18 protein-coding genes are annotated in these 18,859 nt (G+C 71.1%); 7 read left to right on the top strand and 11 right to left on the bottom strand.

Annotated elements, in window-relative coordinates:
• Positions 1-87 precede the first annotated feature (87 nt).
• Positions 88-693, bottom strand: coding sequence for a lytic polysaccharide monooxygenase auxiliary activity family 9 protein (locus tag K1J60_RS04150; RefSeq protein WP_220651262.1), 606 nt, complete (start codon positions 691-693; stop codon positions 88-90).
• A 220-nt stretch (positions 694-913) separates the two neighbouring features.
• Complete coding sequence (locus K1J60_RS04145; protein WP_220644963.1) at positions 914-2,338, bottom strand: lipase maturation factor family protein; 1,425 nt, start codon at positions 2,336-2,338, stop codon at positions 914-916.
• 100 nt (positions 2,339-2,438) lie between these two features.
• Between K1J60_RS04145 and K1J60_RS04140 the strand changes: the two genes are divergently transcribed.
• Both K1J60_RS04140 and K1J60_RS04135 read left to right on the top strand, forming a co-directional pair.
• Positions 2,439-4,526 carry a SpoIIE family protein phosphatase gene (locus K1J60_RS04140; protein ID WP_220644962.1) on the top strand — a complete coding sequence of 696 codons (2,088 nt, stop codon included), beginning with the start codon at positions 2,439-2,441 and terminating at the stop codon, positions 4,524-4,526.
• Between the two features lie 181 nt (positions 4,527-4,707).
• The gene (locus K1J60_RS04135) at positions 4,708-5,577 is read left to right on the top strand and encodes an Fpg/Nei family DNA glycosylase (protein WP_220644961.1); all 870 of its coding nucleotides are present in this window, start codon (positions 4,708-4,710) and stop codon (positions 5,575-5,577) included.
• A gap of 155 nt (positions 5,578-5,732) precedes the next feature.
• Here K1J60_RS04135 and K1J60_RS04130 read toward each other — a convergent pair whose 3' ends face one another.
• The 4 genes from K1J60_RS04130 to K1J60_RS04115 form a co-directional block, all read right to left on the bottom strand.
• Positions 5,733-6,392: a hypothetical protein gene (locus K1J60_RS04130; RefSeq protein ID WP_220644960.1), complete on the bottom strand. Its 660-nt coding sequence runs from the start codon at positions 6,390-6,392 to the stop codon at positions 5,733-5,735.
• Between the two features lie 205 nt (positions 6,393-6,597).
• The gene (locus K1J60_RS04125; protein WP_220644959.1) at positions 6,598-7,113 is read right to left on the bottom strand and encodes a hypothetical protein; all 516 of its coding nucleotides are present in this window, start codon (positions 7,111-7,113) and stop codon (positions 6,598-6,600) included.
• 155 nt (positions 7,114-7,268) lie between these two features.
• On the bottom strand, positions 7,269-7,814 hold the full coding sequence (locus K1J60_RS04120) for a sigma-70 family RNA polymerase sigma factor (protein ID WP_033532425.1): 546 nt from the start codon (positions 7,812-7,814) through the stop codon (positions 7,269-7,271).
• Between the two features lie 106 nt (positions 7,815-7,920).
• A complete protein-coding gene (locus tag K1J60_RS04115) occupies positions 7,921-8,382 on the bottom strand; it encodes a universal stress protein (RefSeq protein ID WP_220644958.1) in 462 nt (153 codons plus the stop codon).
• 146 nt (positions 8,383-8,528) lie between these two features.
• Here K1J60_RS04115 and K1J60_RS04110 point away from each other — a divergent pair, with 146 nt between their 5' ends.
• Complete coding sequence (locus K1J60_RS04110; protein WP_220644957.1) at positions 8,529-9,413, top strand: polysaccharide deacetylase family protein; 885 nt, start codon at positions 8,529-8,531, stop codon at positions 9,411-9,413.
• 34 nt (positions 9,414-9,447) lie between these two features.
• Here K1J60_RS04110 and K1J60_RS04105 read toward each other — a convergent pair whose 3' ends face one another.
• Positions 9,448-10,119: a class F sortase gene (locus K1J60_RS04105; protein ID WP_220644956.1), complete on the bottom strand. Its 672-nt coding sequence runs from the start codon at positions 10,117-10,119 to the stop codon at positions 9,448-9,450.
• Positions 10,120-10,463: 344 nt separating this feature from the next.
• Here K1J60_RS04105 and K1J60_RS04100 point away from each other — a divergent pair, with 344 nt between their 5' ends.
• Complete coding sequence (locus K1J60_RS04100; RefSeq protein ID WP_033532428.1) at positions 10,464-10,955, top strand: hypothetical protein; 492 nt, start codon at positions 10,464-10,466, stop codon at positions 10,953-10,955.
• 118 nt (positions 10,956-11,073) lie between these two features.
• Here the strand turns inward: K1J60_RS04100 and K1J60_RS04095 are convergent, their stop codons facing one another.
• From K1J60_RS04095 to K1J60_RS04085, 3 genes are all read right to left on the bottom strand, one after another.
• Entirely contained in the window at positions 11,074-11,592 is a 519-nt protein-coding gene (locus K1J60_RS04095) for a hypothetical protein (RefSeq protein ID WP_220644955.1), read from the bottom strand.
• A 236-nt stretch (positions 11,593-11,828) separates the two neighbouring features.
• Positions 11,829-12,593 (bottom strand): bestrophin-like domain, encoded by a 765-nt coding sequence (locus K1J60_RS04090; protein WP_220644954.1) that lies wholly within the window; start codon positions 12,591-12,593, stop codon positions 11,829-11,831.
• 16 nt (positions 12,594-12,609) lie between these two features.
• Complete coding sequence (locus K1J60_RS04085; RefSeq protein WP_259407545.1) at positions 12,610-13,215, bottom strand: hypothetical protein; 606 nt, start codon at positions 13,213-13,215, stop codon at positions 12,610-12,612.
• 273 nt (positions 13,216-13,488) lie between these two features.
• Between K1J60_RS04085 and K1J60_RS04080 the strand changes: the two genes are divergently transcribed.
• From K1J60_RS04080 to K1J60_RS04070, 3 genes are all read left to right on the top strand, one after another.
• Positions 13,489-14,490, top strand: coding sequence for an SCO0930 family lipoprotein (locus K1J60_RS04080; RefSeq protein WP_220644952.1), 1,002 nt, complete (start codon positions 13,489-13,491; stop codon positions 14,488-14,490).
• Between the two features lie 337 nt (positions 14,491-14,827).
• A complete protein-coding gene (locus K1J60_RS04075) occupies positions 14,828-15,640 on the top strand; it encodes an SAM-dependent methyltransferase (RefSeq protein WP_220644951.1) in 813 nt (270 codons plus the stop codon).
• A complete protein-coding gene (locus K1J60_RS04070) occupies positions 15,637-17,781 on the top strand; it encodes a putative bifunctional diguanylate cyclase/phosphodiesterase (RefSeq protein WP_220644950.1) in 2,145 nt (714 codons plus the stop codon). The genes K1J60_RS04075 and K1J60_RS04070 overlap by 4 nt, the downstream gene beginning before the upstream one ends.
• 134 nt (positions 17,782-17,915) lie before the next feature.
• On the opposite strand, the gene K1J60_RS04065 is transcribed toward K1J60_RS04070, so the two are convergent.
• Positions 17,916-18,800 (bottom strand): LysR family transcriptional regulator, encoded by an 885-nt coding sequence (locus tag K1J60_RS04065; protein ID WP_220644949.1) that lies wholly within the window; start codon positions 18,798-18,800, stop codon positions 17,916-17,918.
• Between the last annotated feature and the right edge of the window lie 59 nt (positions 18,801-18,859).

Here is an 18,859-nt window from a genome sequence, read left to right as displayed (position 1 = left end):
GGTCGCTGCCCCGACGGAACCCGGTCGGCCGGACGGCGGGCTACCGGCGCCCGGCAGAGGCCGTTGCCGTGTGCGGCGCTCCTCGGCTCAGCCGAAGTTCACGTCGCTGCACCACATGTAGGCCTGGTCGAGGTGCGAGGCCTGCCAGATCACGAACAGGATGTGGTGTCCGGTGTAGCCGGAGGTCTGGACGGGGAACGTGATGTTCTGTGCTGGGGCGAAGCGGCCGGTCTGCGTGATGAAGTCGAGGTTGCCCCAGCCCAGGGTCTGGGTCTTGGGGTTGAAGCCCTGCTTGCTCACGTAGACCTTGAGGTAGTCGGCACCGTGGGACGCCTGGTCGTACAGGTGGACCGAGAAGTTGTTGCCGACGGTGGTGGTCTTCCACTGCCCGGGCTTGTCCAGGCTGGCGTTCCTCGAGAGGTTGTTGCTGCAGAGCGTCCCGTCGGGGGTCCGCGCCTGGAACTGGCCACCGAGGCCGTCGCGGAGCGCGCTCATCCAGTTCCACATGGTGTCGGGGTTGGCCTGGAAGGCCTGCCAACACATGGGGTCTTCGGTCTGCATGGCCGGGTTCGTGTGGTTGTTGCCCCATGTCTTCCAGCACTGGTACGCGCGGGAAGCGGGGCCGACGATGGTGCCGTGAGCCTGAGCGGGAACCGACCAGGTCAGTGCGCCGACAACCACGGCGAACAGCATGACGAGCGCCTGGAGGGGCCGGCGGAGGGACGATCGCGAACGTCCGGTCAACGGACTTTGTGTGCGCATGTGGGGGGAGCTCCTTCCGGTTGCGAGGCTGTCATGGGAGCGCTCCCAACGGTAGATGTCCTGAGTTGGATGTCAATGAAACAGACGGAGTTGGTTACCGGGGCGGGCGACGAGCGGGAGGGCCGTGGCCCTGACCGGGCAAGTGGCCCGGTCAGGGGTCGCCCGCGGGCGACGTGACCAGTCGCGTCGGTGGCAGGAACTCCCTTACGTACGTCCGCTCCCAGCACGCCCCGGTCTCCCGCAGCTCGCGCCAGGTCGTGTAGCGGTAGCGGAAGAGGCGGGCGCGGACGAAGCGGGGCGGGGCATCGGCGGGGAAGGGCGAGCGGCGCAGCAGGCGGAGGGTGTCGCGGTCGTTCTCCAGGAGGCGTTCCACCATGGCGCCGAACCAGGAGCCGGCGTACGCGGGGGAGAGCGCGGCGAACCACATCAGCCAGTCGAGCCGCAGGTGGTACGGGGCGAACTGGCGCGGCCAGCGCCTCGGGTCACCCGGCTTGCCCCTGAACTCGTACTCCCGCCACTCGGAGTCCTCGCGCGGTACGTCGTCCGCCGTGCCCTCGACCACCACCTCGTACCGCACCCGGCTGACGCTGCCGAACGCCCCGTAGGTGTTGACCAGGTGCAGCGGGTCGAAGGAGCGGTTCATGACCTGGCGGCGGGAGATCATGTTGCGGACCGGGTGGTAGCTGAGCCAGAGGACCAGCGCCGCCACGGCGAGCACGACGATCGTGTACCACAGCGGTGGGCCGGGGGTCCGAGGTGCGGTCGTGCCGAAGTCGACGGCGGACAGGGCCAGCACGATGGTGATCCAGTTCAGCCAGGAGAAGTTGCCGGAGAGCACCAGCCACAGCTGCGTCGCGATCATCAGCGAGGCGGCGGCCGTCGCGACCGGCTGTGGGGCGAAGAGCAGGAACGGGACCACGAGCTGTGTGACGTGGTTGGCGGCCACCTCGACGCGGTGGAACGGCTTCGGGAGGTGGTGGAAGAACCAGCTGAGCGGGCCGGGCATCGGCTGGGTCTCGTGGTGGTGGTCCAGGCAGGTGAGCTTGCGCCAGCACTCGTCGCCGCGCATCTTGATCAGTCCGGCGCCGAACTCGACCCGGAAGAGCACCCAGCGCAGCAGGAACAGCACGACGACCGGCGGCGCCACCTCGTCGTTGCCGAGGAAGACGGCCAGGAAACCGACCTCCAGGAGCAGCGACTCCCAGCCGAAGGAGTACCAGGTCTGGCCGACGTTCACGATCGACAGGTACATCGCCCACGGCACGAGCCACAGCAGCATGCCGGCCCACAGGGGCAGCAGGGAGTCCAGTCCGGCGACCAGCGCCACCGACACGGCGCAGCCCGTCCAGGCCCATGCCGCGAAGAAGCGGTCCGAGTAGTGGCGGTGGAACACGCTCGGCGCGCGCCGGAACGGCACCCGTTCGACGAAACGGGGCACCGGCAGCATGCCCCGCTCGCCGATCAGCGCGCGGAACTGCAGGGCCGCCCCCAGGAAGGCGACCGCAAAGATCACGGCCAGGGACCGCTGGAAGAGCAGTCGGCTCAGCCAGAGGTCGGGTGCGGTGAACCAGTCCACGGCACCGACGATAGTGAGCGGATCGATGCCCGGTCCGATGTCCGGTCCGATGTCGGTCCCTCCACTCGAATAATCGGGCAAATGCTGTCAAAGTGGCCCCATGGTTGATCGGGGAGCGAGCGACTCGGACGTCCCGGACGACTGGCTCTCCCACCCGGACCCCGTCCTGGCGCTCAACCTCATGGGCACCTTCGACTGGGACCTCGACGCCGGTGCGTTCCACATGGACGCCAAGGCCCACGAGATCTTCGACGTGCGCCCGGACGAGTACGACGGCAACCCCGAGACCCTGTCCATGCGGGTGCCCCCGATGGAGGGCTACAGACTCGACGCCATGGTCTCGCAGGCATTGAAGGACGGCAGCGAGAACTACGGGGCCTACTTCCGCCTCCGGCTGCGCGACGGCACCCTGCGCTGGACGCACACCCAGGGCTACATCCGCCGCGACGCCACGGGCCGCCCGTACCGGGTCATCGGCATCGTCCGTGACGCCACCCGCGAACTGAGCGAGATCGGCTCCCGCACCGAGCCGGCCGCCCTCGACGAGGCCCGTCGCAAACAGACCAACGTCGTCCAGGTCATCACGGCCGCCCTGGCCCACGCCCGGACCGTGCAGGACGTGATCGACGTCCTGGAGGACACCGACGGCCTCACCCACCTCGGCGCGACCAGCCTCGTCATGGGCCTGGTGGAAGCCGGACGCGTCCGGATGGTCGCCGCCGGACCCGAGGACAGCTATGTGCCCGGCACCAGGATCACCCGCCTCGACGTGAAGTACCCGATGAACGAGGTCGTACGGCACCTCTCCCCGCACTTCATCGAGTCGCCGGAGGAGTTCGCCGAGTCCTATCCGCTGCTGTGGCCGCACATCACCGACCTCAAGATCACCTCCGCCGCGTATCTGCCGCTGATCGTGCAGGCCCGACCCATCGGGGCGATGGGGCTCCTCTACAACGACCGGCGCGGCTTCAGCTCCGAGGAACGCGACGTCCTCATCGCGCTCGGCAGCAGCATCGCCCAGAGCCTGCAGCGCGCCATGTTCTACGAGCAGGAGAAGGACCTCGCCGAGGGGCTCCAGCAGGCCATGCTGCCCCGGTCCATCCCCAGCGTCCCGGGCGCCGACATCGCCGTCCGCTACCGCGCCGCGTCCTTCGGAGGCTCGCTCGGCCGGGACATCGGCGGCGACTGGTACGACCTGATCCCGCTGCCCGGCGGGCGCGTCGGCGCGGTCATCGGCGACGTCCAGGGTCACGACACGCACGCGGCGGCCGTCATGGGCCAGCTCCGCATCGTCCTGAAGGCCTACGCCACCGAGGGCCACACCCCGGCCACCGTGATGGCCCGGGCCTCCGCCTTCCTCCACGAACTCGACACCGACCGCTTCGCGACCTGCCTGTACGCGGAGGCCGACCTGTCCACCGGAGTGGTCCAGGTCGTCCGGGCCGGACACATCGACCCGCTGGTGCGGCACACCGACGGCACCTGCCACCGGATCAACGTGGAAGGAGGCCTGCCGCTCGGGCTGTCCGCCGAGTTCGGGGGCCTGGAGTATCCCGTCACCACCGTCGAGATGTTCCCCGGGCAGACTCTGCTGCTCTGCACCGACGGCCTCATCGAACAGCCCGGCGCCGACCTCGACGACGGGATGCGGACGCTGAAGGCGCTGATCGCCACCGGCCCCGACGACGTCGACGATCTCGCCGACCGGCTCATCGACGTGGCGGAGGAGAGGGGCGGCGACGACGATGTGGCCCTCCTGCTGCTGCGACGCCGCAGCCGCAGCGCCGAGCAGCCCGGCGGGCGGCTCCAGCAACACGTCGCGCCCGGCGATCCGGAGGCGCTCACCGAGGCCCGGCACATGATCGGCGCGGCGGTCCGCACCTGGGGCGCGCGAGATCGGGCCGACGAGATCGAACTCGTGGCCGACGAGCTGATCACCAATGCGCTCATGCACACGGAGGGCGCCGCCATCGTGACGCTGCGGGCGCTCGCCGGCCCCGACCGGCGGCTGCGGGTGGAGGTCGAGGACTCCTCCAGCGCGCTGCCACGGCGGCGGGAGGCGGGGGAGGCGGGGGTGTCGGGGAGGGGGTTGCTGTTGGTGGACCGGCTGACGGATGTGTGGGGAGTGGAGGCGCGGGGTGGGGGGAAGTGCGTGTGGTGCGAGTTCGTGCTGCCGGGTGCCTCATAGCTCGGGGGTGCGTGTGCGTTGGCGGCCTCGGGTGCGTGGGGCTTCTCGCGCGGTTCCCCGCACCCCTGAGAAGCAGGGGCTGCGCCCCGTGCTTCTCGGGCCCGCAGCCCCTGCGGCTGAGTGAGAGGCCCCCGCCCCCACGCACCCGGCCCGGCGACGCACCCCGTGGCACTCTTGATGTATGCCCGAATTGCCTGAAGTGCAGGCTCTCCGGGACTTCCTGGTCGACAGGCTCGTCGGCCATGAGGTCGTCCGTGTGCTGCCCGTGGCCATCAGCGTGCTGAAGACGTACGACCCGCCCCTGAGCGACTTCGAGGGCCGGGAGGTCACCGACGTACGGCGGCACGGGAAGTTCCTCGACCTCGCGGCGGACGGGGGCGAACTGCATCTCGTGACGCACCTGGCGCGCGCCGGATGGCTCCAGTGGAAGGACCGGCTGCCGGACGGTCCGCCGAAACCCGGTGGCAAGAGCCCGCTCGCGTTGCGGGTCGCCCTGGAGACCGGAGAGGGCTTCGACCTCACCGAGGCCGGGACGCAGAAGCGGCTCGCGGTCCACCTCGTGCGGGACCCGGCGGAGGTGCCCGGCATCGCCCGCCTCGGCCCGGACCCCCTCGCCGACGACTTCGACGTGACTCGTTTCGCCGGGCTCCTCGCCGGGGAGCGGCGGCAGATCAAGGGTGCGCTGCGGGACCAGAGCCTGATCGCGGGGATCGGGAACGCGTACAGCGACGAGATCCTGCACGCCGCGAAGATGTCGCCCTTCAAGCTGGCCTCCTCGCTGAAACCGGAGGAGATCCGCCACCTCCACGAAGCGCTGCGCACCACGCTCACCGACGCCGTGGAGCGCTCCCGGGGGCTGGCGGCCGGGAGGCTGAAGGCGGAGAAGAAGAGCGGGCTGCGGGTCCACGGCCGTACCGGCGAGCCCTGCCCGGTGTGCGGTGACACCGTCCGGGAGGTGTCCTTCAGCGACTCCTCGCTGCAGTACTGCCCGACCTGTCAGACGGGCGGCAAACCCCTCGCCGACCGACGTCTGTCACGGTTGCTCAAGTAACCCGGACCGAGAGCTCGAACAGCCCGGAACCGACGGCCGGTCATGATCCGCAACCATTGAAGGTACGGACCAATCCTGGACGGAATCGGGGGCGGAACTTCAGGAGGAACCGGGGCTGTTCCCGGGCCGGCGCGGAGCCGGTCCGGTGGACCCGGTCAGCGCCAGGCCGGGGCCTTGAGGGTCACCAGGAGCTCGCCGTCCTGGCTGCGTACCTCGAAGTGGTCGATGTCCTCGCGCTGCATCGCGGTGCCCCCCATCATCTCGGAGGCCTTGTCGGCGCCCTCGGGGGACTTCCAGTTGGCGGCCGTCTCCTCGGAGCCGTCCTTGCCGACCACGACGAGCCGGCAGGCGTGGGCGCCGTCGGCCTCCTTGACCTTCAGCTCGATGTCGCTGCCCCAGAGCCGCTCCTCGGCCTTGACCTCGGCCCACACGCCCGTCTTGGCGTCGGTGGCGGCGACGGTGTCCGGAGCCTCGCCCGGACCTGCGAGAACGGCCACGGCGGGACCGCCGACGGCGATGACCACGGACGCCGCGAGGGCGAACAGCCAGCGCCTGCGCTTCGCCCGGTGGCGGGCGGCCACCTCGTCGAGCAGCCGTCCCAGCATCCGGGGGCCGGGCGCCGCGAACGGGTGCACGGCGCGCGGTGTCGCGTTGCGGTACAGCATCAGCTGCCGGGCAGCCGGACGGAACTCGGTGACCTGTACCGCGCACTGCGGGCAGCCGCGGACATGGTCCTCGAAGTGGAACGAATCCACCTCGTCCAGCACGCCCAGCGCGTACGCGCCGACGTCGTGATGACGATCCTGGGACCACATGGCAATTCCTCGGGCCGGTGTGCGGTGGGGGTTGCTTCCTGCCCCCACCGGTACGGACCAGACCGGCGAATCACTCAAGCCTCTCGACAATGCCAACCAAAAGATTCGGAGCCCTCCGCCGCGCGGATTGGTCCGGGACCGAGAAAGTTGGTTCACCAAGGCCGGGACAGGTGGACGGCCGACACCCGCGCACGGGGCGTCCCGGCTAGAAGAGGTGGATCGCCAGGTGCCCCAGCGGCAGACCGAGCCGCCATGCCGGCGTCCAGACCTTTGGGCCGTCGTCCTCTCCCAGTACCGCGCCGCCGCCCGGCACCGCGTCCAGGTCCGGTGCGAGCAGCTCCGTCTCCTCCAGCCACCGCCACGCGGCGGCCGCCAGCTCCAGATCCGGGGACGGGCCGCCCGACTCCATCGCCTCGGCGGTGAAGTCGGCCATGCGCTCGCACACCCAGTCCTGCCACGGCTGGTCGTACGCCGTAAGTGAGAGCCAGGTCTCCAGCTGGGTGACGACCCGGATGCCGGAGAGCTCACCGCCCGCGTCCGAGAGGAAGATGGTCAGCGCCAGGGCGTCCCGCCCCGCACGGAACTCGAAGGACGTCGGCGGCATCAGGTCGCCCGTCCGCAGCAGCTCCTCCGCGATGTACTCGGCATAGAACCACGCCATCGGGACGGCCAGTTCTCCGCCGCCGGCGCCGTCCGTGCTCTCTTGACCTCTGTGCAGCATCCCTTCCTGCCTTCCTCCGGTGCGTGCGCGTCGCCCGACCCCGGGCCTGGAGACCAGGCCCCGGCCCCCATCCGGAACACGGATAGAAGACAGCTGATTGCTCAACGGGGGTCCTCAGCAAGGCGCTTTACCGAGGTTTGACTCGGCCATGGGTTTCACCGCAGGTCGGCCGCGTATCCCGGAAGCACCCGGCGTAGGGCGCGCAGTGCGTAGTACGCGCGGGACTTCACCGTACCGGGCGGGATTCCGAGGGCTTCGGCGGCTTCCGCCACACTCGCCCCCTGGAAGTACACCTGCACCAGTACTTCGCGGTGCTCGGGAGTGAGTGTCTTCACAGCTTCCCGCACATCGAGGGTCGCCACCGACCGTTCGGCGTGATCGGTCATCACCCGGGCGTTCTCCAGCACCGCGTCCCCCACCTCCGCGGGACGCGCCTGCCGGGCCCGCCGCGCGTCGATGGCGAGTCTCCGCCCGACGGTGAGCAGCCAGGGGCGTACGGAGTCGAAGTCGTCGGCGCGCAGCGCCTCGGGGTGCTGCCAGGCGCGCACGAAGGTCTCCTGCACCAGGTCCTCGGCGCGATGGCGGTCCCCGTCGGAGAGCCGCAGCAGCAGGGCGAAGAGGGGTCGGCCGTGTTCGCGCTGGAGCTCGGCCAGCTCGTGTTCGGCGGTCGTCCCGTTGGTGATCGTGGTTCCGGCCGTCATGGCCGTATGGGAACGCGGGGCGCTTCGCGGGGACAGAGGCCGGTCAAGGATGTGCGGCGGGCGGTCGAACCTGTCGACGAACGGTGCGACGAACGGTCGGCGGAAGCTAGGGAACCACGGTCACCGGCCAGCGGCCCGCCTTCACCAGGCGCACGGCGACCGAGCCGACGATGCGGTGGCCGGCCTGCTGGGAGGCCCCCACCACGACCGCGTCCGCCTTGAGGCGTTCCGCCGCCGTCACCAGGCCGCTGTACGGGTCGCCACGGAAGGTGTGGAACTCCCAGCGCACTTCGAAGATCCCCTTCACCTGCTCGGCGGCCTCCCGGATCTCCGCCACCAACTGCTCGGCGATCTCCTCGGTCGTGCCCGCCACCGGCACCCCGAGCGCCGCGCTGGTCGCCAGCGGCGGCTGCACGTACACGATGGCGAGCAGCGCGTGCTGGCGGCGGGCGAGACCGGCGGCGTAGGCCACGGCGCGCAGGGAGGTGTCGGAGCCGTCCAGACCGACGAGGACGACCTTGGGTCCGTCGGTCCCGCGTTCGAACCGCGGTGCTTGCTGATCGGTCACGGTCGCGAGGCTATCCGAGCAGCCGGCCCCCGGCGTGCGCCGGGCGGTCAGCAGGGGCGCGGAAATCTACTCTCATCGTGTGATTTCATGCCGCCGCACCGGTGTCGTGGTGGTGCGCCGTCCCCGCCTTGGTCGACTGATGAGTCATGACGAAGGATCAGATGCCCACGGTTCGCCGCCTGTTCACACGTCGCCACCTGCTGACCGGCGCGGCCGCCCTGCTGGGCGCCGCCGGTACGGCGGGCACCGCCGCCCTGCTCATCGGCGGCGGGGGCTCGGCCCCGGCACCGGCCGGAGCCGGCTCCCCGGCCGCCGGTCCGGTGGGCCGTCCCGCGCTCAGGCCCACCGCGTACCGGCTCGAGCCCATCGCCGGGTACGGCCCGCGCACCCGCCGCCGCACCCTCGTCCCGGCCGGCGTCCGGCGCGAGCCGTTCCTGCGGGTGGACGGACGCGGCCGGAGCATGGTGCTGACCTTCGACGACGGCCCCGACCCCCGCTTCACCCCGGACATCCTGCGCATCCTGCGCGACCACGACGTCCGGGCGATGTTCTTCGTGTGCGGCGAGATGGTGGTCCGGCAGCAGGACCTGCTGCGCGAGATGGCCGACGACGGCCATGTGGTCGGCAACCACACCTGGTCCCATCCGCTGCTCACCACCCTCTCCCGCTCCAGGGTCCTCACGGAGATGGCCCGCACCAGCGAGATCATCGAGAAGGCGTACGGGGAACCGCCGCTGTGGTTCCGTGCCCCCTACGGCGCCTGGAACCGGGCCGCGTTCCGGTTCGGTGCCGAACTCGGCATGGAGCCGCTCGGCTGGACCGTGGACACCCTGGACTGGCGGATGCCGGGCGCGCACACCATCGCCGAGCGCGTGGAGGACGGCGCGGGTCCCGGAGTCGTCGTGCTCTCCCACGACGCGGGCGGCGACCGCTCGCAGAGCGTGGCGGCCCTGCGCGACTATCTGCCCGAGTTGCTGGAGTCCGGTTATCGCATCACCGTGCCGCAGCGGCAGTACGTAGAGGCCCGATGACGTCCGTGGGCTCTCGCCCGCCGACCGGGAGCGCTCAGCGCACCTCGACCAGGCGGGCGAACACGACGACGTTCCCGTCGTAACCGTTCTGCTTGGAGAAACCGCCCCCGCAGGTGATGACGCGCAGTTCGGGAACTCCGCTGTTCCCGTAGACCCGGTCGCCGGGGAAGTTGTTCTTCGCGAAGACCTCGACGCCGTAGGTCTCGAACACGGCGGTCCGGCTGTCCGCGCGCCGGATCTCGATCTTGGCGCCCTTCTTCAACGCGCCGAGCCCGTAGAACACGGCCGGGCCCTGATCGTTGTCGACATGGCCGACGACGACGGCCGTGCCCTTCTCCCCGGGGGAGACCGCGCCGGTGAACCAGCCCGCGAGATTCGGGTCGCGGGCCGGGGGCGCGTCCACCCAGCCCTGCGCGTCCAGTCCGACCGCCACGGCCGGCGCGTCCACGCGGATGGACGGGATCCGTACCCGGTCGACCATGGCGTACGGCAGCGGGTCCGGGGCATGCGCGAAGGTGCCGTGCGGGGTGCTGCGGCTGTCGGCGGCCGCCGCCGACGCGGGTTGCGGCGGACCCACGTCGAATTCCCCCGAGCCGTTGCGAATGAGAGCGAGACCGGTGAGCAGAACAAGCGCTATCACGCCCCACGGAGCGCGCTTCTTCCGCCGCTCCTCCCATTCGGCCTCGGCCGCTCCGGACGAAGACATTCGCCATCCCCTCTCGACACGGCCGTCGCCGTGTGCGTCGCGCGTACGAAAAAGCTAAGCGCCCCGCACCGCGACGGCGACGGGGCAGGTACGAACGGGTGGCGGCGCCGCGGAGTTCTGCGCCATCCGAGTTCGTCTCCCCGAGGAAATTTCTGCCGGTCCGTGACCTGCGGTGATATCCGATCATGCGGAGATATCCCCGGCGTGTCCCCTCACCGGCACTCACCAGGACGGACCAGCCCCGAAATGCGGCCCCGCGCACGGCATCTGAGGGTCTTTCTGGGAGGCGCTTTCTCGCCGATCGACCGGGGACGGGACCCGGGGCGCCTTCCGCGGAGGATCACATGCGTACTACTCGCGTCCTGGCGGCCACGGCTGCCGCGGCCGCCCTGGTCGGTGTCGCCGCGCCGACGGCCGCCGCTTGGGACCAACCGAGCTCGGTCACGGCCGCACCCAACGTCATCGCCCGTGGCGGGCAGATCGTCCTCACCGTCAAGGGCGGTGACGCGTGCGCGACCGCCGGCAGCACGATCAGCTCGAACGCCTTCCCGACCACCAACCTCGCCTCCATGGGCGGCACGACCGCCACGGCCCGGGTGCGGGTCAACTCCGACGCCAGTCCCGGCTCGTACAGCGTCACCACCCACTGCGAGGGCGAGCGCAAGACGTTCACCGGCGTCTTCACCGTCATCGGCGGTGTCCGCGGTGGGCTCGGCGGCAGCACCTCCACCGGGGCCACGACCACCGACATCGCGATCGGCGGCGGACTGGTGACGGCGGCTGTCGTCGGCGGCGGCGTCTTCTGGATGCGGCGCCGCTCCGAGAACAAGATCTGAGCCCGGGAGCGACGAGCCGGATCGGCTCGCGAACGACAACTGCGCCGCACAGCCCTACGCCCCGGAACCCGTAACGGTCCGGGGCGAAGGGCTGTCGGGGGTGTCGCGCGGGCGGCGGTCAGGAGTGGCTGCCGTCCTCGGGGCGACGGCGCGCCCAGTGCCAGGCCACGCCCAGCGTCCCCGCGACGAGCGCGGCGCCGAGGCCGATCTCCGACAGGTCGAAGCCCGCGACGGTGCCGCCGGCCCCGGCGTGGGAGCCCCGGGTGGGGTGGTGGCCGGGGTGCCGGGTCGGGTGGACGCCGATGATGGTGAGATCGGTCCGGCCGCTCTCGTCGCCGCACTGGAACGTCACCTCGTACACCGTGCCGGGCCTGGCGTCCGCGTCGACCGTAACCGTCGCCGAGGACTGACCCCTGGGGATGCTGACGGCGTCGAAGACACCGGAGGAGACGGTCGTACGGCGGTGGCAGCCGTCCACGCGCAGGATCACCTGCCCGCCGGGGGCGACGGCCGAGGGCGTCACCCCGAATCCGAACGACGTGATGTCACTGCCCCGTGCCGCGTGTGCGGCGGGGGCGGAGAGGGAGAGGGCGGCCACGCCCAGCAGAGCGGCCGAAGCGACGCGTATCGCGCGCATGGTGGAGCCTCCGGGTCCCCGAGGAGCCTGCTGCGGACCGTTTCCGCCTGCGTCTGAAATGCACCTCGATGACCGAAACGCTAAGAAGGCGCGCCCGGTGGCGCGATCGCAGTCGCGCGAATGGGGCAAGCGTGTGCTCCGCACAGGGGACCGGCATACGTACGGCCGGGGGACGGGCGCGGCACCGCGCCCGTCCCCCGGCCGCGGACCGGGCCGGGCCGGGCTGGAGGGGACCGTCACCCGCCCGCGTTCGGGAACAGGGCCAGGAACGGATCCGCCGTGGCCGACAGTCCCCGGCTGTAGGGCGCGTCGAAGTCCCAGACCAGGAACAGCAGGAACGCGATGAGGGCGGAGAACAGCCCGGCGAGGATCAGTTCGCGCGGCGTGCGCCGGATCTGCAGGGCGAACACCATGCCGACCGTCACGACGGCGCCGATGATCAGGCCGAACCACACCACGCCGGGCATCGTCTCGCCGGTGGAGTCCGCGCGGCTGCCGCGCGCGGCGTCGGCCACGGCGACCTGGTCCAGCAGCGGCTGATAGGCCTGCGCCTCGAAGTCGCTGCGCGGCTCGTAGTCGGTGACCTCGTGGCGGACGGTGTCGAACAACTCGGTGCCGCGCTCGGTCACCTCGCCCTTCTCGGCCATCACCTTCCACTCGGTGGTCACCACGTGGCCGACGTAGGCGTCGATGTCCGCGCGGATCCGGTCGCGTACATCCTCCGGGTACACGCGCACCCGCTCACTGATCTCGTGCAGGGCCTGCGCCTCCGTCTGGACCTGGTCCTGGGCGGCGCTGCGGGCCTCCCAGACACCGGCGATCGCCAGACCCAGCACGATGGCGTACACCACGCCGATCATCATGGTGATGTACTCGATGACGTCCGGGGTCTCGGACGGGTCCTCGTCCGCGGGTGCGGCGTGATGCCGTACTACGGCCACGATGAGGACGACCAGACAGGCCGCCCCCATCGCGAGGGTGAGAACAAGCCATTCCGACAAGAGGTTCCTCCAGGAATCAGCGCGGACGCAGGGCCGCGGCGGCGAACACCGCGGGCACGGTGACGAGCAGGGCGAGTGAGACGAGCGACGGTCCGGAGCGCTTGGCCCGCGCGTGGGACGGGGCCCGGTACGGCGGGAAGCTCACCGGGGTCGGCGACACCTTCGGGCGTGGGCTCGGCGAGGGTTTCGGCTTCGGCGGGGGAGTCGGGGCGAGGGCGGGCCGGGGCGCCTCCTGCACGGGCGGCGGCGGTGGAGGTGGCGGCGGTGCGGGCTTCGGTGGTGGCGGCGGCGTCGGCTTCGGGGCGGGCGGGGGATCCGGCGTGGGCTCCGGGGTGGGCGTGGGCGACGGCGGTCTCGGCCGCGGCGGGGGCGTAGGGGTGGGCGTCGGCTCCGGCGGGCACGACGGCGTGGGCGTGGGGGTGGGCGACGGGGTCGGCTCGCAGGAGTCGGTGCTCCCGATCGCCACGGCGACCCTGCCTCCGCTGTCCGGGCCGACGGTGGCGTACGCGCAGGCGTCGGCGACCGCCGTGCCGCTCGGTGTTCCGGTGAGGAGCCAGGTCAGTGCGATCAGGGCCGACAGCCGTAGGGCGAGAGCGGATCGGGTCCGCTGGGGTCCTTGCACGTCGGAGATCATCCGGGCCCGCGCTCGCGCGTACGCGGGAGCGCGGAGGGATTGCTCCAAAAGAGCGAAAAACGGGCCCCGAACGTTTGAGTGCGGATGCCCGGTGCTGACCCCTCTTTCGATATCCCCGGGGGTCGCGTCGCACGCCGCGGCACAGACTTCGGAAAGAAAATCGTGCGGCGTTGAACACGGCAGGCACTCCCACGCGTACCTAGGGCCAGCAAGCAGCGCAGTAGAGCGCTGCAACACCCACCGGATACACGGGGAGTTGGAATGAAGACCTCCTGGCGGAGCGCCTCACTCGTAGCGACAGCTGCGGCTGTGCTGGTGCTGACGACGGCGTGCGGTCAGGAACAGGGGTCCACGTCCTCGCAGAACGTGGGCGCCGCTTCCACCCCGACGCTGGGCACCGGCACCATCGCCGGAACCGGATCCGGTACGGCCGGCGCCGGTGCGGCGGGTTCCGGCACGTCGGACCAGGCCCAGTCCACCACGGCGGCCTCCGCGGGCCAGCTGACGGTGTGGAACAGCGACGAGTACGGCAAGGTCCTCACGGACAGCGCCGGTCGCACCCTGTACCGCTTCGACAAGGACTCGTTCGAGCCGCCGAAGACGACCTGCGAGGGCGAGTGCGCCACCACCTGGCCGCCGGTGCCCGCCTCGGGCGCCACCGCCGCCCAGGGCGTCGACAAGGCCCTGCTCGGCGAGGTCAGCCGTCCCGACGGCACCAAGCAGCTGACGGTCGGCGGCTGGCCCATGTACTACTTCGCCAAGGACACCAAGGCCGGTGACATCAAGGGCCAGGGCCTCAAGGGCACTTGGTTCGCGTCGGCCCCCAACGGCAAGAAGGCCTCCACCAAGGGCGGCGGCGGAGCCGGCGCGGGCGACACCGGTGGCGGCGGGGCGGTCGAGCAGGCCGGTCTGACCACCCGCAAGGACGCCAAGCTCGGCGAGATCGTCGTCGACAAGAACGGCATGACGGTCTACCGGTTCCTCAAGGACACCCAGTGGCCGATGTCGACCAAGTGCGTCGGCGACTGCCTCGACAAGTGGCCCGTGGTCGCCCCGGTCGACAAGAACGACACCGAGGGCATCCTGCTGAAGGGCTACACGGTCTTCGACCGTCCCGACGGCATCAAGCAGCAGACCATCAACTGCATCCCGCTCTACACCTTCGCCAACGACAAGGCTCCCGGCGACACCAACGGCCAGGGCGTCGGCGGCACCTGGTTCGCGATCAACGGAGACGGAGAGCCGATCGGCGCCGACAAGTAGGCCGCGCCTTCCCCACGCACCGCATCAGCGCGGCCGATCCAGGTCCGCCCCCTCCGTACTGCACCGGAGGGGGCGGACCGCTTGGCATGCCCGGGCGCGGCCGAACCGGCCTGCCCGGACGCGCTGTTGGGGGGATGCGGGCAGAGCTCCGCGGGGGCGCGCGGAATGTTCGGCTGCCGAACAGGCATGGTCGGGGCGGCGGTTGGGCATGTGCCATCGGCAGCGGCTTTGAACGGACGGTCAATTTCCGTTTTCGCTCGCTCCTTCGGCGGACGATCAGTAGCCTCAGCTCGAACACCGGATCGCCTACGCCACCCCCGACGCGTTGGAGAAACTGATGGAGCGTCCCGCCTGGGCGCCGCGGAGCATTGACATCTCGATGCCGTCCGTGGCCCGCATGTACGACTACTACCTGGGCGGTTCGCACAACTTCGAGGTCGACCGCGAGGCGGCCCGCCGGGCCATGGAGTTCGTGCCCGGCCTGCCCAAGATCATGCAGGCGAACCGCGCCTTCATGCGCCGTGCGGTGCGGTACGCGGTCGACGCGGGCGTCACCCAGTTCCTGGACATCGGATCCGGGATCCCCACCTTCGGAAACGTGCACGAGGTCGCCCAGGAGGCCAGTCCCGGCGCACGGGTCGTGTACGTCGACCACGACCCCGTCGCCGTAGCACACAGCCAGGCCGTTCTCGAGGGGAACGACGACACGGATGTGGTCGCGGCCGACCTCCGCAAGCCCCGCGAGATCCTCGAGAGCCCCCGAGTCCGGCGACTGATCGACCTGAACCGGCCGGTCGCGCTGCTTCTGGTTGCCATACTGCACTTCGTGGAGGACACGGACGACCCGTACGGAGCGGTGGCGGAGCTGCGTGACGCGCTCGCGCCGGGCAGCCTGCTCGTCGTCTCGCACGCCTGCCGCGAGGGAATTCCGCTGCCCGAGGAGCGGGCGGCGGGTGTGGTGGACGTGTACAGGAACATTCGCAATCCGCTGACCATGCGCTCGTCCGACGAGGTCGCGCGGTTCTTCGAGGGGTACGACATGGTGGAACCCGGAGTGGTGCCGATGGCGAAGTGGCGGCCCGACACGGCTTCCGAGGACGACGACCCGTACGCCTACGCACAGTTCGCCGGCGTGGGGACCAAGGCGTGAGGGCGGAGCCGGACGGGCCGGAGGACAGACTCCGCAGGTTCGCGACGATCTGGAGCCGCGCGGTCTTCCCCGCCACCTCCACGTCGCTGACCCGGCCCGAGTTCGAGGAACAACTCCTGCCGCTGGCCCGCAGGCTCAGCGAGGCACTGCGGGCCAGGACGTACGACGCCGAGGAGGGCAGGGCCGTCGGCGCCGACCTCGTGGCGGCGCACTGCACCGAACCCGAGGCGCTCAGCCGGACCCTGGACTGCGTCGAGGCCTATCTGGTGCTCTACTGCGGCGGCGACGGACCCCAGGAGGACCTGCGGGCCCGTGCCGCGCGACTGCAGTCCGCGATGGCCGCCGGATACGCCGAGGCGCTCCGGCAGCGCACGCTCGCCGAGCAGGAGGCGATCGCCCGCGCGGCGCTGGAGGCCCAGGGCGCGGTCGCCCGGGCGCTGCACGCCACCGAGGCCCGCTTCCGCGCCGTCTTCGAGGGGGCCGCCATAGGCATCGGCATCGCCGATCTCGACGGCAACGTCCTCCAGGTCAACGGCGCGCTGCTGCGGATGTTCGGCGTCACCGAGCAGTCCATGCGCGGGCGGCCCGTCCCCGACTGGCGACACCCCGACGACGCGCCCCAGGTCTGGCGCCTCTACGACGAGCTGGTCCGCGGAGAGCGCGAGCACTACCACACCGAAAAGGCGTTCTCCCGACCCGACGGAACGGTCCTGTGGACCAATCTCACGGTCTCCCTGCTGCGGGACGCCGACGGCCGGCCCCAGTACCAGCTGGCCCTCATGGAGGACACCACCGAGCGCCGGCTGCTGAACCTCCGCCTCCGCTACGAGGCCACCCACGACGCGCTCACCGGACTGCCCAACCGCACCCTGTTCTTCGAGCGCCTGGAGAAGGCCCTCGCTGCGGGCGACGGCCAGCGCTTCGGCCTCTGCTACCTCGACCTCGACGGCTTCAAGACCATCAACGACAGCCTCGGGCACGCGGCCGGCGACCGGCTGCTCGTCGAGGTCGCCGACCGGCTGCAGTCCTGCGCGACCGCGCCCGGCGAGATGGTCGCCCGGCTCGGCGGCGACGAGTTCGTGGCGCTGACCACCGGCCCCGACACCGAGCGCGAGGTCGACGACCTCGCCGACCGCATCATGAACGCGCTGGTCACCCCCGTCCGCATCGACGGCCGGGAACTGCTGGTGCGCGGCAGCATCGGCATCGTCGAGGGTCCGGCGGGCGAGCGCGGTCCCGCGGAGGTGCTGCGCAGCGCCGACATCACGATGTACCGCGCCAAGTCGGCGGGCGGCAACCGCTACGAGGTCGCGGACGCCGAGGCCGACGCCCGCGCCATCACCCGGCACGGTCTCACCACCGCGCTGCCCGCCGCTCTCGACCGGGGCGAGTTCTTCATCGAGTACCAGCCGCTGGTCCACCTCGGCGACGGCACGGTGCGCGGCGCCGAGGCCCTGGTCCGCTGGCTGCATCCGCAGCACGGCGTCCTCGGCCCCGACCGGTTCATCCCGCTCGCCGAGCGCACCGGCCTGATCGTGCCGCTCGGCCGCTGGGTCCTGGAGCAGTCGGTGCGCCAGGCCCGGGAGTGGCAGGAGCGACAGGGGGGCACGGGGGCCGCCGGTCCGCTGCGTGTCAACGTGAACCTGTCGCCGTGCCAGTTGACCCACCCCGGGCTGGTCCAGGACACCGTCGACATCCTGGAGCGCGCGGGCCTCGAACCCGACGCCCTCTGCCTGGAGGTCACCGAGTCCGCTCTGATCGGCGCCGACGACGACCTGCTCAAACCCCTGCGCAGGCTCTCGGAGATGGGCGTCGACATCGCCCTCGACGACTTCGGCACCGGCTACTCCAACCTCGCCAATCTGCGCCGGCTGCCGGTCCGCGTCCTGAAGTTGGACCGGTCCTTCACCCAGAGCATGCAGCAGTTCCCGGCCGACCCCGTGGATCTGAAGATCGTCGAGGGAATCGTCTCCCTCGCCCACAGCCTCGATCTCGCGGTCACCGTGGAGGGCGTGGAGACCGGCGCCCAGGCCGAACAACTGCGCGTACTCGGCTGCGACACCGCCCAGGGCTGGTACTACGCCCGCCCGGGCCCGCCGGAGCGCCTGCACGAACTGGCACTGGTGGACGCGACGGGTTAGGGGATCGTCTCAGCCGCCGGTTCGCGCAGCGCGCCCCTCGGGGCGCGGGGAACTGCGGCACCAGCCACAAGGCACCCGCAGACCCCAACGGTGGCTCACCACCAACGGTGGGACCGGGGCCCGCCGGAGCCCCCTCACCGCTCCACCAACATCCGCTGCAACTCCCTGGCGGCCCGAGGCGGAGCCACATCGCTGCGGTGCGCCAGCGCGATCGTCCGATGCAGCCCCGGGCGGGCCAGCGGGGTCACCCGCAGGCCCCGCCCGGAGCGGTGCGCGACCATACGCGGGACGACGGCCACGCCCAGTCCCGCCCGTACGAACCCCAGGACCGCGTCCATCTCTCCGCCCTCCACCGCGAAATCCGGCTCGAACCCCGCGGAGCGGCACGCGGCGACGGTGAGTTCCCGCAGGTCGTAGCCGTGACGGAACATCACAAGGCGCTCGCCCTCCAGATCGGGGACACCGACCGTGCGACGGCCGTTGCCGGGCTTGGGGGCGTCCGGGGAGGAGACCACCACCAGGTCCTCGCGCAGCAGTTCGACCGTGGTGAGCGCGGGAGAGGGCGTGGGGAGCGGGAGGACCACCAGGGCCAGGTCCAGCGCGCCGCGCGCGAGCTGGCGTACGAGGTCGTGCGAGCCGCCCTCCTCGATCAGCAGCCGGATGCCCGGATAGCGGTCGTGGAAGGCGCGCAGGACGTCCGGGAGCAGCCCGGTGCACAGGCTCGGGGTCGCGCCCAGCCGGACCCGGCCCCGCCGCAGCTGCACCAGCTCCTGCACCTCGTGCCGGGCGGTGTCCGTGTCGGCGAGGATGCGCCGGGCCAGCGGCAGCAGGGCCTCGCCCGCGTCGGTCAGCGTGATGTTGCCGCGCGCCCGCTGGAAGAGGTCGGCCCCCAACTCCCTTTCCAGCGCCTTGATCTGCTGCGAGAGCGACGGCTGCGCCACATGGACCAGCTCGGCGGCCCGGGTGAAGTGCCTGGTCTCGGCCACCGCCACGAAGTACTGGAGCTGCTGGAACTGCATCCATCCACCATACGGGACGATAGTTTGCGGCTATCGAAACGAGCTGTTTCATGTCTTGG

The sequence above is a fragment of the Streptomyces akebiae genome, from assembly GCF_019599145.1.
GTDB classification, from domain to species: domain Bacteria; phylum Actinomycetota; class Actinomycetes; order Streptomycetales; family Streptomycetaceae; genus Streptomyces; species Streptomyces akebiae.
Note: the sequence above shows the minus strand (reverse complement) of the source record. Positions and strands in the feature narration are given on the sequence as shown.

Bases quoted from the DNA above. Each gene is read 5' to 3' on its own strand.
- K1J60_RS04150 (WP_220651262.1), bottom strand. From the start codon at position 693: ATGCTGTTCGCCGTGGTTGTCGGCGCACTGACCTGGTCGGTTCCCGCT.
- K1J60_RS04140 (WP_220644962.1), top strand. From the start codon at position 2,439: ATGGTTGATCGGGGAGCGAGCGACTCGGACGTCCCGGACGACTGGCTC.
- K1J60_RS04135 (WP_220644961.1), top strand. From the start codon at position 4,708: ATGCCCGAATTGCCTGAAGTGCAGGCTCTCCGGGACTTCCTGGTCGAC.
- K1J60_RS04130 (WP_220644960.1), bottom strand. From the start codon at position 6,392: ATGTGGTCCCAGGATCGTCATCACGACGTCGGCGCGTACGCGCTGGGC.
- K1J60_RS04125 (WP_220644959.1), bottom strand. From the start codon at position 7,113: ATGCTGCACAGAGGTCAAGAGAGCACGGACGGCGCCGGCGGCGGAGAA.
- K1J60_RS04120 (WP_033532425.1), bottom strand. From the start codon at position 7,814: ATGACGGCCGGAACCACGATCACCAACGGGACGACCGCCGAACACGAG.
- K1J60_RS04110 (WP_220644957.1), top strand. From the start codon at position 8,529: ATGACGAAGGATCAGATGCCCACGGTTCGCCGCCTGTTCACACGTCGC.
- K1J60_RS04105 (WP_220644956.1), bottom strand. From the start codon at position 10,119: ATGTCTTCGTCCGGAGCGGCCGAGGCCGAATGGGAGGAGCGGCGGAAG.
- K1J60_RS04100 (WP_033532428.1), top strand. From the start codon at position 10,464: ATGCGTACTACTCGCGTCCTGGCGGCCACGGCTGCCGCGGCCGCCCTG.
- K1J60_RS04095 (WP_220644955.1), bottom strand. From the start codon at position 11,592: ATGCGCGCGATACGCGTCGCTTCGGCCGCTCTGCTGGGCGTGGCCGCC.
- K1J60_RS04080 (WP_220644952.1), top strand. From the start codon at position 13,489: ATGAAGACCTCCTGGCGGAGCGCCTCACTCGTAGCGACAGCTGCGGCT.
- K1J60_RS04075 (WP_220644951.1), top strand. From the start codon at position 14,828: ATGGAGCGTCCCGCCTGGGCGCCGCGGAGCATTGACATCTCGATGCCG.
- K1J60_RS04065 (WP_220644949.1), bottom strand. From the start codon at position 18,800: ATGCAGTTCCAGCAGCTCCAGTACTTCGTGGCGGTGGCCGAGACCAGG.